The organism is Crossiella sp. SN42, from assembly GCF_023897065.1.
GTDB lineage: Bacteria > Actinomycetota > Actinomycetes > Mycobacteriales > Pseudonocardiaceae > Crossiella.
In genome coordinates this window covers 86,090-100,651 of record NZ_JAMHIV010000027.1, presented here as the reverse complement: position 1 = coordinate 100,651, position 14,562 = coordinate 86,090, and the positions used below count along the sequence as shown (strand labels likewise).

Sequence of the window (14,562 nt, the reverse complement as noted above, 5' to 3'; positions counted from 1 at the left end):
GGTAGCACCCCCGAACACCACGAAGGCCGGGCTTCCCACTGGGAGGCCCGGCCTTCGTGCTTGTCCGGACTAGCCGAGCGCGACCACCTGGGTCCGGCCGTCCACGGTCACCTCGACCTCCCGCGCGTTGCCCGGCAGCACCGCGGCGTCCCGGCCGCCTGCCTGCCAGGCCGCGTCCGGGCCGGTGCGCCAGCGCAGTCCGGCGTGCCGCTTGGCCACCACCCAGCCCTCGTCGCCGGGCAGGCGCAGCCGCACCGGCAGCGCGGACGGCTCGCCGTGCCCGCCGAAGCGCACCGTCTCCACCGAGCGGTCGGGGCGGAAGACCACTCCGTACAGCCGGGTGGGGCCGCCGTCGGCGATCTCGGTGAGGTACAGCGAGCGGTCCCCGGCCAGGCCGGCCATCAGCTCCCACTGGATCGGCTGGGGCTCGCCGTAGGGGTCCAGGTACGGCTCGCGGAGCAGTTCCGCCGTGCCCATCCGGTGCAGGGCCTGCGGTGAGAAGAAGGGCTGGCTGGGCTGGAACACCAGCGGTCCGCCGTTGCCCTGCCAGTTGATGCCGCGAACCTGCCTCGGCGGCGGCATCATCCCGGTCGGGTCGTCCGGCGGCAGGTCCAGGTGCCAGACGTGCTCCGAGGCCAGCTGGGGGCGCAGCCGGGCGCCGTCGGCGAGAGTGAGCACGCTCTGCACCGGCTCCGCCGTCTCCGGCAGCGTGCTGAGGCTCACCCCGTCGCCGAAGGCCAGCCGGGCGCGGTCCCTGGTCACCACGCCGTCGCCGGCCACCGCCAGGCCGGCGGAGAGCTCCGCCGGCCTGCCCTGGTCCACCGCGAGCAGCGTGCGGTCCCCTGGGCCGAACAGGAACGCGCCTGCCGGGGCGCCGGGCTCACGCGGCACGTCCACGCCGAGCAGCCGCACCTGGCCGGTGCGGGCGTCCCGGCCGACCAGCGAGAGCATGGTGCCCTCCCGGCCGCCCGCGCTGTGGATCACGACCCGGTGCAGCAGCACCACCGCGGGACCGGCCGGGGTCTCGCCCGCCCAGTACACGTGCGGCCCGCCGAGCAGGTCGGCCGAGGGGTTGTTCGCCATCCGGGTGCTGTACCAGGACTTCAGCCGGGACCTCGGCCAGTCCCGGTCGAAGACGGCCACCGCCTCCCGGCTCAGCGCGGTGTCCCCGGCCCGGCCGCCGAGGGCGTGCTGGCCGAACCTGGCGTCCGCGGCGAACTGCTCCGGCCGGAACCGGCCGAGGAAGTCCCAGACCACCGTGCCCAGCGCCAGTGCGAGCACTGTGCTCAGCGCGGTGGCCAGCACCAGCAGCCGCCTGCGTCGTCTGCGCCGCCTGCCACCGTGCACCACCCGGTCGGTGAACCCGGGCAGGGTGTCCACAGTGGACACGGCGGCGGTGAGTGCTTCCTTCAGCTCGTCGGTGCGCATCGGCGGTCCCGGTCTTGGTCGGCGGTGAGTTCGGCCCCCACGGGGTCGAGCAGGTCTCGGAGGCGGGCCAGGCCACGGGAGGTCTGGCTCTTGATGGTGCCGACGCCGCAGCCGAGGGCCTGCGCGGCCTGCGCCTCGGTCAGGTCGTCGAAGTAGCGCAGCACCACCACGGTCCGCATCTTGTGCGGCAGCTCGGCCAGCGCCCGCAGCAGCGCGTCGCGGTCGGCGACCTGCTGCTCGTGGCCGGGCAGGCTGGGCGGGACCCCGTCCTCCAGCGGGGCCTCCCTGACCCGGCGGGAGCGGTGCCGCCAGCGGTTGGCCGCGGCGTTGGCCAGCGCGGCGCGCACGTAGGCCTCCGGCGCGGTGTTGATCCGGCGCCACTTGCCGTAGGTGCGTTCCAGCACGTCCTGCAGCAGGTCCTCGGCCGCGCCCCGGTCCCCGGCGCACAGCAGGTACGCCGTTCTCAGCAAGGCGGTCGAACGGGTCTCGACGAACGCGTCGAAGCCCTCATCGGCTCGCCCCATGAGCCCCCCTCCCCGGTTCTTTCGTCCCTTCAGCACTTCTGACACCGGCCCGCCCCACCAAGTTGCCAGGGCACCGACTAAACTGGCCTTCAACGAGCACGCGAAGGAGATGCCCGTGGCTGAGATGTCCGTCCAGTTGGTCGCTGTCGAGCGCCGCCTGTGGTCTGGTACCGCGAAGATGGTGGTCGCCCAGACGACCGAGGGCGAGATCGGCATCCTGCCCAACCACGAGCCGGTGCTGGGCCAGCTGGTCGAAGGTGGTGTGGTGCGGATCACCACCACCGACGGCGAGGTGGTCACCGCGGCCGTGCACGGCGGTTTCCTGTCGGTCACCGCCGACACGGTGAGCGTGCTGGCCGAGAGCGCCGAGCTGGGCCACGAGATCGACGTGGAGGCGGCCCGCCAGGACCTCAGCCACGCCGACGAGGCGGCCAGGGCCAGGGCCGCAAGCCGCCTCAAGGCCGCCGGTCAGCCGGTCTGACGCGCGGGACGGGTGGACGCAGCCGTGGACATCGCCGAAATCATCGGACTGGTCCTGGCTGCGGTGGCGGTCGCCATCGCCCTGCTCGCCTGGCGCCGGCTGCGCCTGCTGCGCCAGGGCGGCATCGACGTCGCCCTGCGCGACCAGCTCGGTGAGAAGGAACGCGGCTGGCACCTGGGCATCGGCCGGTACCGGGGCGACGAGTTCACCTGGTACCGCGTGCTGAGCCTGCGCTCGGGCCCGGACAAGGTGATCAGCCGGGCCGGGCTGGAGATCGACACCCGGCGCGAGCCGACCGGTTCGGAGACCTACGTGGTGCCTGCCGGGTCCACCGTGCTGCGCTGCCGGGGCGAGGACCTGGAGCTGGAGCTGGCGATGCCGACCGACGCGCTCACCGGCTTCCTGTCCTGGCTGGAGTCCGCACCGCCCGGACGCTCCATTCCCTGGGCATCCTGAAGAAGACCTGACCTGTGGCCCGTCGGCTCTCGTGCCGGCGGGCCACAGTCGTCTCAGCCGTTCTTGCCGGGCACCCACAGCACGTCGCCGTCCGGGTTGGCCACCCTGGCCAGGATGAACAGCAGGTCGGAGAGCCGGTTCAGGTACTTCGCGGCCAGCTTGTTGGTGCGCTCGGGGTCGGCCTCCAGCAGCGCCCAGGTGCTGCGCTCGGCCCGGCGGGCGATGGTGCGGGCCTGGTGCAGCAGGGCCGCGCCGGGGGTGCCGCCGTTGAGGATGAACGAGTTCAGCTTGGGCAGGTCGGCGTTGAACTCGTCGCACCAGCCCTCCAGGCGGTCCACGTAGGCCTGGGTGATGCGCAGCGCGGGATAGGGCGGGTCGGGCACGATCGGGGCGCACAGGTCCGCTCCGACGTCGAAGAGGTCGTTCTGGATGGCCTGGACCACCGGCCGCACGGCCTCGGCCAGGTCGCCGAGGGCCAGCGCGACGCCGAGCGAGGCGTTGGTCTCGTCGACGTCGGCGTAGGCGGCCAGCCTGGGGTCCGTCTTGGGAACCCGGGCGCCGTCGCCGAGCGCGGTGGTGCCGTCATCGCCGACACGGGTGTAGATACGCGTGAGGTGCACCGACATGCCCTGCACAGTACGGGTTTCGGTCACGCTCCGGCGTCCCCATACGATGGGTCATCGTGGGTGAGCATTTCCGGGTCAAGGGTGGCGCACGACTGGTCGGCGAGGTCGACGTCGTAGGCGCGAAGAACAGCGTGTTGAAGCTCATGGCGGCAGCTTTGCTGGCCGAGGGCACCACCACGATCACGAACTGCCCGGAGATCCTGGACGTCCCGTTGATGGGTGACGTGCTGCGGGGTCTTGGCTGCGAGGTGGACATCGACGGCGACGTCGCGCGGATCACCACGCCCGCCGAGCTGAACCACCGGGCCGACTTCGCCTCGATGAGCAAGCTGCGCGCCTCGGTGTGCGTGCTGGGCCCGCTGGTGGCCCGCTGCCGCAAGGCCGTGGTGGCGCTGCCCGGCGGCGACGCGATCGGCTCCCGGCCGCTGGACATGCACCAGAACGGCCTGCGCAAGCTGGGCGCCACCAGCGGCATCGAGCACGGCTGCGTGGTCGCCGAGGCGGAGAACCTGCACGGCGCGCAGATCTGGCTGGACTTCCCCAGCGTCGGTGCCACCGAGAACATCCTGATGGCCGCGGTGCTGGCCGAGGGCACCACGCTGATCGACAACGCCGCGCGCGAGCCGGAGATCGTCGACCTGTGCGTGATGCTGCAGCAGATGGGCGCCAAGATCGAGGGCGCCGGCACCTCCACGCTGACCGTGCACGGGGTGACCAAGCTGGAGCCGACCGAGCACCGGGTCATCGGCGACCGGATCGTGGGCGCCACCTGGGCGCTGGCCGCCGTGGCCACCCGGGGCGACCTGCACATCAAGGGCGTGGACCCGCACCACCTGGACCTGGTGCTGGAGAAGCTGCGCGCCGCCGGCGCCGAGGTCACGCTGACCGAGGAGGGCTTCCGGGTCGTGCAGGAGGGCCGCCCACAGGCGGTGGACTTCGTCACGCTGCCCTACCCGGGCTTCGCCACCGACAACCAGCCGTTCGCGGTGGTGCTGGCCGCGGTCTCCGAGGGCACCTCGATGATCACCGAGAACGTCTTCGAGGCCCGCTTCCGCTTCATCGAGGAGATGATGCGGCTGGGCGCGGACGCCCGCACCGACGGCCACCACGCGGTGGTCCGCGGCGTGGAGAAGCTCTCCAGCGCCCCGGTCTGGGCCTCCGACATCCGCGCCGGTGCCGGCCTGGTCATCGCGGGTCTGTGCGCGGAGGGCGTCACCGAGGTCTGGGACGTCTTCCACATCGACCGCGGCTACCCCCGCTTCGTGGAGAACCTGCAGCGCCTGGGCGCCGACGTGCAGCGGGTCACCGCCGACCCGGAGCGCTGAGCCCGGACACGCTGTGAGGAATTGCACCTCGCAGGCTGGTTACTGGCCAGTACGCTGACTCGCACACACAGTCGTGAGCGAGGTGGCGAATGCCGTACCCGACCGACCACGAGCGCGACCGTCCGTGGGTGATGCGCACGTACGCGGGCCATTCCTCGGCGGCGGCCTCCAACGCGCTCTACCGGCGGAACCTGGAGAAGGGGCAGACCGGGCTCTCGGTCGCCTTCGACCTGCCGACCCAGACCGGCTACGACCCCGACCACGAGCTGACCAAGGGTGAGGTCGGCAAGGTCGGGGTGCCGGTCAGTCATCTCGGGGACATGCGGCAGCTCTTCGACGGGATCCCGCTGGACACCGCGAACACCTCGATGACCATCAACGCGACCGCGATGTGGCTGCTGGCCATGTACGTCACCGTCGCGCAGGAGCAGGCCGTCGAGGCCGGGCAGGACCCGGAGGAGGTGCTGGGCAAGCTGTCCGGCACCACCCAGAACGACATCATCAAGGAATATCTCTCCCGCGGCACCTACGTCTTCCCGCCGGGGCCGAGCCTGCGCCTGATCACCGACATGGTGGCCTGGACGGTGCAGCACGTGCCGAAGTGGAACCCGATCAACATCTGCTCGTACCACCTGCAGGAGGTCGGCGCGACGCCGGTGCAGGAGCTCGCCTACTCGATGTGCACGGCGATCTCGGTGCTGGACGCGGTGCGCGACTCGGGACAGGTGCCGCCGGAGCGCTTCGGCGCGGTGGTCGCGCGGATCTCCTTCTTCGTCAACGCCGGGGTGCGTTTTGTCGAGGAGATGTGCAAGCTGCGGGCCTTCGCGCAGCTGTGGGACGAGATCACCGAGCAGCGCTACGGCATCACCGACCCGAAGCAGCGCCGGTTCCGCTACGGCGTGCAGGTCAACTCGCTCGGGCTGACCGAGGCGCAGCCGGAGAACAACGTGCAGCGGATCGTGCTGGAGATGCTCGCGGTGAGCCTGTCCCGCAACGCCCGCGCCCGCGCGATCCAGCTGCCCGCCTGGAACGAGGCGCTTGGCCTGCCGCGCCCCTGGGACCAGCAGTGGGCGCTGCGCATGCAGCAGGTGCTGGCGTATGAGACCGACCTGCTGGAGTACGAGGACCTCTTCGACGGCTCGCCGGTGGTGGCGGCCAAGGTCGAGGAGATCGTCAGCGGGGCGCGCGCGGAGATCGACCGGGTGCAGGCCATGGGCGGCGCGGTGACCGCGGTGGAGAGCGGCTACATGAAGTCCGCGCTGGTCTCCTCGCTGGTGGAGCGCCGCCGCCGGGTGGAGTCCGGTGAGGACGTGGTGGTCGGGGTGAACAAGTTCACCACCACCGAGCCCAGCCCGTTGCAGGCCGAGGGCGCCAAGTCGATCGAGTCCATCGACCCCGCGGTCGAGCGGCAGGCGGCCGAGGCGGTCGCCGCCTGGCGGGCGGACCGCGATCAGTCCACTGTGGACAGAGTGCTGGACGAGCTGCGGGACGCGGCCAAGACCGAGGCCAACCTGGTGGAGGCCACCCTGGCCTGCGTCAAGGCCGGGGTGACCACCGGCGAGTGGGCAGGCGCGCTGCGCGAGGTCTTCGGCGAGTACCGCGCGCCCACCGGGGTGGCCGCGGCCTCTGCCGCTGGTCCAGCCGGTGAGGCGCTGGCCGTGGTGCGCGAGCGGGTGCGGGTCACGGGTGAGGAGATCGGCTCCCGGCTGCGCATCCTGGTCGGCAAGCCCGGCCTGGACGGGCACTCCAACGGCGCCGAGCAGGTCGCGGTGCGCGCCCGTGACGTCGGGTTTGAGGTTGTGTACCAAGGCATCCGGCTCACCCCGGCGCAGATCGTGGCCGCCGCGGTGCAGGAGGGCGTGCACGTGGTCGGCCTGTCCGTGCTCTCCGGCTCGCACCTGGAGGTGGTGCCCGCGGTGGTCGAGGGCCTGCGCGCGGCCGGGGCGGAGGACGTGCCGGTGATCCTGGGCGGCATCATCCCGCCGGAGGACGGTGAGGTGCTGCTGAGCCGGGGTGTGGCCAGGGTGTTCACGCCCAAGGACTACGAGCTGACCGAGATCATGGACGAGATCGTCACCGTGGTCCGGGAAGCGCACGGGTTGCCGGGACGGTAGCGAGCACCGCGGCGGTCGTGGTTACCTCGCCGAAGTTGCCGTGCAGGTTGGCCGCGGTGGCCCTGGTGAACTCCGCCGCGGTGATCACCGAGCCGTCCGGTGCGGTCTCGTCGAAGGTGAAGGTCGCGTCCAGGGCCACCCGCAGCCGGTAGCCGAGGTCGCCGGCCACCCGGCTGGTGGTCTCCACGCACCGGTTGGTCTGGATGCCCGCGGTCACCACCTGCTCGATCCCGTTGTCCCGCAACCACTTGTGCAGGTCCACGTCGCCGTGGAAGGACGAGTGCACGCTCTTGCGCACCAGCAGCGCGGGGGTGATGCCGTCGAGTTCGGGCTTGAGCTCGTTGCCGGGTGTGCCGGCGGCCAGCGGCGAGCCGGGCTTCGTGGAGTCGTGGCGCACCACCACGATCGGCAGTCCGGCCCGCTGCCAGGTGGTGGCCAGCGCGTGGATGTTGGCTTCGGCTTCCGGGTTGTTCCGGCGGCCCCAGAAGGCGCTGTCATCGAAGCCGCGTTGTACGTCGATCAGGATGAGTGCGGTGGTCATGCCGGAAGTCTGCGCTGTGCCTCGGCCCGCGGGGGAGTGGCAGAACTGGCACGATGCGCTACTTTTCTGCCATGTACACCGTGGGCCTGCTCGTGCTGCCCGGGACCCGGACCTTCGACATCGCGGTGCCCGCCGAGGTGTGGGGCGTGGACCGGACCGACTCCGCCATCGGCCCGTTCGCGCTGCGGATCTGCACCCAGGGCCGCAAGCCGCTGGCGCTGCACCCGGTCGGCGATCTCCGTGCCACGCACGGGTTTTCCGGTTTGCTGGACTGCGACCTGGTGATCGCGCCGGGCCGGGCCGACCCGCACGCGCCGGTCCCCGCGGCCGCGGTCCGGGTGCTGCGGCAGGCGCACGCGGCCGGGATCACCCTGGCCTCGCTGTGCTCCGGCGCGTTCACCCTGGCCGCCGCCGGTGTGCTGGACGGCCGCCCGGCCACCACGCACTGGCGGCTGCTGGCCGCGCTGGCCGAGCGCGCGCCGCTGGCCAGGCTGAGCCCTGAGGTGCTGTTCACCGACGACGGCGACGTGCTCACCTCGGCGGGCGTGGTCGGCGGCGTGGACCTGTGCCTGCACCTGGTGCGCCGGGACTTCGGCGCGGACCTGGCCGCCCGGCTGGCCAAGCGGATGGTGATGCCGGCGGCTCGCTCCGGTGGCCAGCGGCAGTTCGTGGACACCCCGCTGCCCGGCCGTCCGGACGGCCCGGACATCGGGTCCACTGTGGACTGGGCGCGGCAACGGCTGGCCGAACCCCTTGGCGTGCCGGAGCTCGCCGAGCGGTCCGGCATGAGCGAGCGCACCTTCCACCGCGCGTTCACCGCCGCCACCGGCACCACGCCGGGACGCTGGTTGCAGGCCGAGCGGCTGCGCTTCGCCCGGCAGCTGCTGGAGACCACGGCGCTGCCGGTGGCGCGGGTGGCGCAGCGGTCCGGACTGGGCACCGCGGCGAACCTGCGCCGCCGCCTGCACGCCGAGCTCGGCGTCAGCCCGGCGGCCTACCGCCGGACCCATCAGGTCTGCTGACCCAGCCCGGACTCCAGCAGGTCGAAGGCGTGGTCGATGTGCTTGCGCCGCCGGGCCACCGTCGTGGCCGGAGTGCCGTCCAGGACGGCCCTGGCGTTGGCGAGGAACACCGAGCGGACCGTGGCCAGCAGCATGCCCGCGACCTGCCAGGCCCGCGGATCCCGTTGCCCGCCAAGAAGTTCCACCAACGCCTCCTCGGTGTCGCGCAGGTGCTCCAGCACGCGCAGCTGGAGGGCTGGACTGGCCTTGATCACGCTCCAGAACCGGGGGACGCCGTCGTCCGCGCCGGAGAGCGGGTGGCCGGCCGCGGTCAGCTCGTGGCAGAGCCTGCGCACCGCCGCGGTGACCGACAGCTCGCCGCGGCCGGTGATCGCCGAGGTCAGCACCTCGATGATCTCCTCGTGCCGGTCGAGGTAGAGGTCCTCCTTGCGCGGGAAGTAGTTGAACACGGTCATCTTGGACACCTGGGCCGCCTCGGCGACCTCGGCCACGGTCACCTCGTCGAAGCCCCTGGCCAGGAACAACTTGGTGGCCACATTGGAGATCCGCTGCCGCGTCTCGCGCTTCTTCCGCTCCCGGAGCCCCATGTCCATGTCGGAAATGTACCAAACATATAATTTGACTCGGTAAAAGTTTGGTTGGACGCTGGGGACATGACCAAACCCGTGATCGTGGCAGGCGCTGGCCCCACCGGACTGATGCTGGCCTGCGAGCTGCGCACCCATGGCGCGGACGTGCTCGTCCTGGAACGACTCACCGAGCCCAGCCAGGTGGTCAAGGCAGGCGCCATCAACACCCGCACCGCGGACACCTGGGCCAGGCACGGTCTGCTGGCCGAGGTGCACCGGGCGATCGGCGGCAACCTGAACAGGTTCGTCGAGATGATGCGACGGCAGAACCCCGACCTGCCTGAGGACTACCGGCCGGCGAGGTTCGGCGGCCACTTCGCCGGGCTGACCGGCCTCGACCTGTCCAGGCTGGACTTCACCGACCCCGACCTCAGCCCGCGCGCGGCCGAGGGCGTGTACCCGATGACCCAGCAGGAGGTCGAGGCGATCCTGGGCGGCTGGGCGGCCCGGCTCGGCGTGCCGGTGCGCCGAGGCGTGGAGCTGACCGGGTTCGCCGAGGACGCCGAGGGCGTGACCGTCACGCTGGCCTCCGGGGAGACCGTGCGCGGCTCCTACCTGGTCGGCTGCGACGGCGGCCGCAGCCTGGTGCGCAAGCAGGGCGGCTTCCCCTTCCCCGGCACCCCGGCCACCATCACCGGCTACCAGGCCATCGTCGAGCTGGACGACCCGCTGGCGCTTTCCCTTGGCTGGCAACACCTTCCCGGCGGCGTGCTGGTCTACGGCCCGACGCCGGGCCGGATCCTCACCGTGGAACTGGACGGTCCGCCCGCCGACCGGGACGCGCCGATCACCGCGCAGGAGCTGACCAGGGCGCTGCGCCGGGTGAGCGGCGCCGAGGTCACCGTGACCAAGGTCGAGGTGGCCACCCGCTTCACCGACAACGCCCGCCTGGTCCCGGAGTACCGCAGGGGCCGGATCCTGCTGGCGGGCGACGCCGCGCACGTGCACCCGCCCTTCGGCGGCCAGGGCCTCAACCTGGGCCTGCAGGACGCGGCCAACCTGGGCTGGAAGCTGGCCGCGGTGGCCACGGGCCGGGCCGGGGAGTCGCTGCTGGAGACCTACACCGCGGAACGGCGCCCGGCCGCGGAGTTCGTGCTGCGGATGAACCGGGCCCAGGTCGCGGTCATGCGGAACACCCCGCAGGCGGCCGCGCTGCGCGAGCTGCTCACCGAGCTGATCGGGACCGGGGACACCAACCAGTACCTGGTCAAGTTCATCGCGGGCCAGCACACCCGCTACGACCTGGGCGGCGGCCACGAGCTGACCGGCCGGTTCGCCCCGCCGCTCAACCTGCCCGTCTACGCCGGCTGGGTCCTGGCCGACCTCACCGGCGATCCGGAGCTGGCCGGGCTGGCAGGCGACCACGTGCGCGTGTTCCCGGCCGAGGACCCGTCCCGGCCCGAGCTGGCCGCGGCGCTGATCCGCCCGGACGGCTACGTGGCCTGGGCCGCCGACCGGGACAACCCGGACCGGGCGGGCCTGCGCGCCGCGCTGGAAACCTGGCTCGGCGCCACGCTGACCCCGGCCCGCTGAGGCGCTACGGTCGCCTCATGGCCGCCTATCGCAACGTGATCGTCTCCGTGGACGGCGACATCGCGCGGATCACCATGAACCGGCCGGACCGGCGCAACGCGCTCTCCGGCGAGCACCTGGCCGAGCTCCAGCACGCGTTCGTCACGGTCGCCGACACCGCGGCCACCGGCATCGTGCTGGCGGGCAACGGCCCGGTGTTCTCCGCGGGCCACGACTTCGCCGACCTGGTCGACCGCGAGCTGCTCGGCGTGCGGGAACTGCTGAAGCTGTGCACCAAGCTCATGCACACTATGCAGTCCATCCCGCAGGTGGTGATCGCCAGGGTGCACGGTCTGGCCACCGCGGCAGGCTGCCAGCTGGTGGCGGGCTGCGACCTGGCGATCGCCGCCGAGTCCGCCGGTTTCGCCCTGCCCGGCGGCAAGGGCGGCTGGTTCTGCCACACCCCAGCAGTGCCGGTGGCCCGCGCCGTCGGCCGCAAACGCCTGATGGAACTGGCCCTCACCGGCGACGTCATCGACGCCCGCACCGCCGAGTCCTGGGGCCTGGTGAACCGGGTGGTCCCGGACGCCGAGCTGGACCAGGCGGTCGCGGACCTGCTCGCCCGCGCCACCAGGGGCAGCCGCGCCAGCAAGGCCCTCGGCAAGCAGACCCTGTACGCCCAGCTGGACCGGCCGGAGGCGGACGCCTACGCGATCGCGCTGGAGGTGATGGCCGCGGCCTCGCAGACCGGTGGCGCGAAGGAAGGCATGACCGCGTTCCTGGAGAAGCGCAAGCCGGTGTGGCCGGACTAGTCCCGCTTCAGCGCGTTGGTCAGCCCGGCCACTGCCGCGAAGGTGGGCAGCCAGTCCGCGGGTCAGGGCGGTCGCAGCCAGCCCGCGAACCAGGGCGGCTGTAGCTAGCCCGCGAACCAAGACGGCTGTGCCAGCTCAAGATGACCGGTCATATTGGTGCGGTGACTATGGCCCGGGTCGCCTTGGCACCAGTCGCGTTGGCTCCGTCACATCGCCCTGGGCGGCTGCCGGCCAGGTGCGCCCGGCGCGGATGCCGAACCCGGTGCGCGTCTCGGCGAGCACTTCGCCGCTGACACCCGCGCCCCCGGCACCCGCGCCGTGCCGCAGCTCGAACCCGGCTAGCTCCGGTGCTCGTGCAGCAGCAGCAACGTGTACGCCGCGATCGACTGCGCGTCCGTCACCTCACCCGAGGCGATCATCTCCTCGAACCGCGCCCTGGCGAACCAGGCCGTGCGCATGTCCTGCTCCTCGTGCTCGCGCTCCGGCGGGCCAGTGGTCAGCTCGGTGGCCAGGAACACCCGGCCGCGCTGGCTGGACATGCCGGGGGCCACGTCGAGCAGGCCGAGGTCGGTCATCTTCCCGGCGCGCAGACCGGTCTCCTCGCGGAGCTCGCGGGCGGCCAGCTCGGCGGTGTCCAGCTCGGCCCGGTTCGGCGCGGTGCCCTGCGGGAACTCCCAGCGGCGCAGGCCGATCGGGTAGCGGTACTGCTCGACCAGGTGCAGCCGTTCCCCGTCCAGCGGGATGACCAGGGCGTAGTCGGGCTTGTCCACCACGCCGTAGATGCCCAGGGAGCCGTCGGCGCGGCGGATGCCGTCCTCACGCACCGTCATCCAGGCGTTCGCGTAGACCTCACGGGTGTCGACCTTGTCCACAATCCCCACCCTAGGCGTCGTTGTTGAGCCGCGAGCGCCGCCTGCCGTAGGCGAAGTAGAGCACCAGGCCGACCGCGGTCCAGATCAGGAACGCGATCCAGGTGGTGGCGCCGAGGCCGACGATGAGGATCACGCACAGCGCCAGTCCGAGCAGCGGCACCAGCGGCATCAGCGGGGTGCGGAAGGAGCGCGGCAGGTCCGGCTTGGTCCGGCGCAGCACCAGCACGCCCACGTTGACCAGTCCGAAGGCCACCAGGGTGCCGATGCTGGTGGCGTTGGTCAGCTCGCCCAGCGGCACCAGCGCGGCCAGGATCGCCACCAGCACGCCGACCACCAGGATGTTGGTGGTGGGCACCGCGCGGGAGCCGACCTTGGCGAACACCGGCGGCATCAGGCCGTCCCGCGACATCGAGACCAGCACCCGGGTCTGGCCGTAGAGCACGGTCAGCACCACCGAGGCGATCGCGATCACCGCGCCAACCGCGAGCACGGTGGAGGCCCAGCCGGATCCGGTCACCTCGGCCATCACCGTGGACAGCGAGGCGCCCTTCGCACTCAGCTTGTCCACCCCGATCGCGCCGATCGCGGTGAGCGCGACCGCCACGTAGACGAAGGTCACGATGCCGAGCGAGATCATGATCGCCCTCGGCAGGTCGCGCTGCGGGTTGCGCGCCTCCTCACCGGCGGTGGAGGCGGCGTCGAAACCGATGAAGGAGAAGAACACCGCGGAGGCGCCACCGGCGATGCCGACCAGGCCCTCCGGCGCGAACGGGGTCATGTTGCCGGTGTTGAACGCGGTGGCCGCCACCGCGACGAAGAACACCAGCACGCCGACCTTGATCATCGTGGTCACCGTGGTGGCCCGCGCGCTCTCCCTGACCCCGGCCAGCAGCACCGCGGTGGCCAGCAGCACCACCACCGCGGCCGGGATGTTCACCACGCCACCGGCGCCCGGCGGCGCGGCCAGCTCCTCCGGGATGCGCACCCCGATGGTGGCTTCCAGGAACACGTTGAGATACCCGCCCCAGCCGACCGCGACCGCGGCCACCGACACGCCGTACTCCAGCAGCAGGCACCAGCCGCACACCCAGGCGACCAGCTCGCCCAGCGTCGCGTAGGTGTAGGAGTAGGCCGAGCCGGACACCGGCACCGCGCCGGCCAGCTCGGCGTAGGACAGCGCCGAGAACAGCGCGGCCAGCGCCGCCAGCGCGAAGGAGACCACCACCGCGGGACCCGCCTTGGGCGCGGCCTCGCCGAGCACCACGAAGATCCCGGTGCCCAGGGTCGCGCCGACGGAGAGCGAGACCAGCGAGATCAGCCCCATGCTCCGGCGCAGGCCACTGTGCTCGCCCTCGCTGGTGAGCTGTTCCACTGGCTTGGTGCGCAGCAGGCTGCGCTGGCTGTTCGGCGGCACGAGGCGCGAACCTACCGCCCGGTCCAGTCCGGCCTCCAGTCCGGTGTGACTTGTCGAATACGACCCCGCATTGGAGCGCCGGTGAAACGGCTGTGCCAGGCAGTCACTAACCTGTCGCGGTGCGCCTCGTCATCGCCCGCTGCCAGGTCAACTACGTCGGACGTTTGACCGCCCACCTGCCCATGGCCAATCGGCTGCTGCTGATCAAGGCCGACGGTTCGGTGTCGATCCACTCCGACGACCGCGCCTACAAGCCGCTGAACTGGATGAGCCCGCCCTGCTGGCTGATCCAGGACCCGGGGGTCTGGACCGTGCAGAACAAGGCGGGGGAGAAGCTGGTGATCACCCTCGAGGAGGTCATGCACGACTCCGCGCACGAGCTGGGTCCCGAACCCGGCCTGGTCAAGGACGGCGTCGAAGCCCACCTGCAGGAACTGCTCGCCGAGCACATCGCCACCCTCGGCGAGGGCTACACGCTGGTCCGCCGTGAGTACCCCACCGCGATCGGCCCGGTGGACATCATGGCCAGGGACGGCGCGGGCGCCGCGGTGGCCGTGGAGATCAAGCGCCGCGGCGAGATCGACGGTGTGGAGCAGCTGACCAGGTACCTGGAGCTGCTCAACCGGGACCCGCTGCTCTCCCCGGTCAAGGGCGTGTTCGCGGCGCAGATCATCAAGCCGCAGGCCCGAACCCTGGCCGAGGACCGCGGCATCCGCTGCGTCACCCTGGACTACGACGCGCTGCGCGGCATCGAGTCGGACGAGTTCCGCCTGTTCTGATTCGCTCTGTTCTGATTCGCTCGGGGG

At 71.9% G+C, this 14,562-nt stretch carries 15 protein-coding genes; 8 read left to right on the top strand and 7 right to left on the bottom strand.

Annotated elements, in window-relative coordinates:
• Positions 1–69: 69 nt before the first annotated feature.
• Both M8C13_RS29920 and M8C13_RS29915 read right to left on the bottom strand, forming a co-directional pair.
• Positions 70–1,428, bottom strand: a complete 1,359-nt coding sequence (locus tag M8C13_RS29920; RefSeq protein ID WP_252484077.1) for a hypothetical protein — start codon at positions 1,426–1,428, stop codon at positions 70–72.
• Entirely contained in the window at positions 1,410–1,952 is a 543-nt protein-coding gene (locus M8C13_RS29915; RefSeq protein WP_252484076.1) for a SigE family RNA polymerase sigma factor, read from the bottom strand. The genes M8C13_RS29920 and M8C13_RS29915 overlap by 19 nt, the downstream gene beginning before the upstream one ends.
• Positions 1,953–2,067: 115 nt before the next feature.
• Between M8C13_RS29915 and M8C13_RS29910 the strand changes: the two genes are divergently transcribed.
• Positions 2,068–2,433 carry a F0F1 ATP synthase subunit epsilon gene (locus M8C13_RS29910; protein WP_252484075.1) on the top strand — a complete coding sequence of 122 codons (366 nt, stop codon included), beginning with the start codon at positions 2,068–2,070 and terminating at the stop codon, positions 2,431–2,433.
• Positions 2,434–2,457: 24 nt separating this feature from the next.
• Positions 2,458–2,889, top strand: a complete 432-nt coding sequence (locus M8C13_RS29905; protein ID WP_252484074.1) for a DUF2550 domain-containing protein — start codon at positions 2,458–2,460, stop codon at positions 2,887–2,889.
• Positions 2,890–2,942: 53 nt separating this feature from the next.
• Here M8C13_RS29905 and M8C13_RS29900 read toward each other — a convergent pair whose 3' ends face one another.
• Positions 2,943–3,515, bottom strand: coding sequence for a cob(I)yrinic acid a,c-diamide adenosyltransferase (locus M8C13_RS29900; RefSeq protein WP_252484073.1), 573 nt, complete (start codon positions 3,513–3,515; stop codon positions 2,943–2,945).
• Positions 3,516–3,571: 56 nt separating this feature from the next.
• On the opposite strand from M8C13_RS29900, the gene murA reads away from it, so the two are divergent.
• Positions 3,572–4,840, top strand: a complete 1,269-nt coding sequence (gene murA, locus M8C13_RS29895) for a UDP-N-acetylglucosamine 1-carboxyvinyltransferase (protein WP_252484072.1) — start codon at positions 3,572–3,574, stop codon at positions 4,838–4,840.
• An 89-nt stretch (positions 4,841–4,929) separates the two neighbouring features.
• Complete coding sequence (locus M8C13_RS29890) at positions 4,930–6,954, top strand: protein meaA (RefSeq protein ID WP_252484071.1); 2,025 nt, start codon at positions 4,930–4,932, stop codon at positions 6,952–6,954.
• Here the strand turns inward: M8C13_RS29890 and M8C13_RS29885 are convergent.
• Positions 6,914–7,495, bottom strand: a complete 582-nt coding sequence (locus M8C13_RS29885) for a cysteine hydrolase family protein (protein WP_252484070.1) — start codon at positions 7,493–7,495, stop codon at positions 6,914–6,916. The two genes, M8C13_RS29890 and M8C13_RS29885, sit on opposite strands and share 41 nt — an antisense overlap.
• Positions 7,496–7,566: 71 nt before the next feature.
• Between M8C13_RS29885 and M8C13_RS29880 the strand changes: the two genes are divergently transcribed.
• Positions 7,567–8,517, top strand: a complete 951-nt coding sequence (locus M8C13_RS29880) for a GlxA family transcriptional regulator (protein WP_252484069.1) — start codon at positions 7,567–7,569, stop codon at positions 8,515–8,517.
• On the opposite strand, the gene M8C13_RS29875 is transcribed toward M8C13_RS29880, so the two are convergent.
• Positions 8,505–9,110, bottom strand: a complete 606-nt coding sequence (locus M8C13_RS29875; protein WP_252484068.1) for a TetR/AcrR family transcriptional regulator — start codon at positions 9,108–9,110, stop codon at positions 8,505–8,507. The genes M8C13_RS29880 and M8C13_RS29875 overlap by 13 nt on opposite strands.
• A gap of 60 nt (positions 9,111–9,170) precedes the next feature.
• Between M8C13_RS29875 and M8C13_RS29870 the strand changes: the two genes are divergently transcribed.
• Both M8C13_RS29870 and M8C13_RS29865 read left to right on the top strand, forming a co-directional pair.
• Entirely contained in the window at positions 9,171–10,679 is a 1,509-nt protein-coding gene (locus M8C13_RS29870; RefSeq protein WP_252484067.1) for an FAD-dependent monooxygenase, read from the top strand.
• Between the two features lie 17 nt (positions 10,680–10,696).
• The gene (locus tag M8C13_RS29865) at positions 10,697–11,470 is read left to right on the top strand and encodes an enoyl-CoA hydratase-related protein (protein ID WP_252484066.1); all 774 of its coding nucleotides are present in this window, start codon (positions 10,697–10,699) and stop codon (positions 11,468–11,470) included.
• A gap of 338 nt (positions 11,471–11,808) precedes the next feature.
• Here M8C13_RS29865 and M8C13_RS29860 read toward each other — a convergent pair whose 3' ends face one another.
• Both M8C13_RS29860 and M8C13_RS29855 read right to left on the bottom strand, forming a co-directional pair.
• Positions 11,809–12,300: an NUDIX hydrolase gene (locus M8C13_RS29860; RefSeq protein ID WP_256509955.1), complete on the bottom strand. Its 492-nt coding sequence runs from the start codon at positions 12,298–12,300 to the stop codon at positions 11,809–11,811.
• Between the two features lie 52 nt (positions 12,301–12,352).
• Complete coding sequence (locus M8C13_RS29855) at positions 12,353–13,756, bottom strand: amino acid permease (protein WP_252484064.1); 1,404 nt, start codon at positions 13,754–13,756, stop codon at positions 12,353–12,355.
• Between the two features lie 119 nt (positions 13,757–13,875).
• Between M8C13_RS29855 and nucS the strand changes: the two genes are divergently transcribed.
• Positions 13,876–14,535, top strand: a complete 660-nt coding sequence (nucS, locus tag M8C13_RS29850; RefSeq protein ID WP_252484063.1) for an endonuclease NucS — start codon at positions 13,876–13,878, stop codon at positions 14,533–14,535.
• The last annotated feature ends 27 nt before the right edge of the window (positions 14,536–14,562 follow it).

Coding starts and splice junctions, on each gene's coding strand:
- M8C13_RS29920 (WP_252484077.1), bottom strand. CDS start 1,428: ATGCGCACCGACGAGCTGAAGGAAGCACTCACCGCCGCCGTGTCCACT.
- M8C13_RS29915 (WP_252484076.1), bottom strand. CDS start 1,952: ATGGGGCGAGCCGATGAGGGCTTCGACGCGTTCGTCGAGACCCGTTCG.
- M8C13_RS29900 (WP_252484073.1), bottom strand. CDS start 3,515: ATGTCGGTGCACCTCACGCGTATCTACACCCGTGTCGGCGATGACGGC.
- M8C13_RS29890 (WP_252484071.1), top strand. CDS start 4,930: ATGCCGTACCCGACCGACCACGAGCGCGACCGTCCGTGGGTGATGCGC.
- M8C13_RS29885 (WP_252484070.1), bottom strand. CDS start 7,495: ATGACCACCGCACTCATCCTGATCGACGTACAACGCGGCTTCGATGAC.
- M8C13_RS29880 (WP_252484069.1), top strand. CDS start 7,567: ATGTACACCGTGGGCCTGCTCGTGCTGCCCGGGACCCGGACCTTCGAC.
- M8C13_RS29875 (WP_252484068.1), bottom strand. CDS start 9,110: ATGGACATGGGGCTCCGGGAGCGGAAGAAGCGCGAGACGCGGCAGCGG.
- M8C13_RS29870 (WP_252484067.1), top strand. CDS start 9,171: ATGACCAAACCCGTGATCGTGGCAGGCGCTGGCCCCACCGGACTGATG.
- M8C13_RS29865 (WP_252484066.1), top strand. CDS start 10,697: ATGGCCGCCTATCGCAACGTGATCGTCTCCGTGGACGGCGACATCGCG.
- M8C13_RS29860 (WP_256509955.1), bottom strand. CDS start 12,300: ATGACGGTGCGTGAGGACGGCATCCGCCGCGCCGACGGCTCCCTGGGC.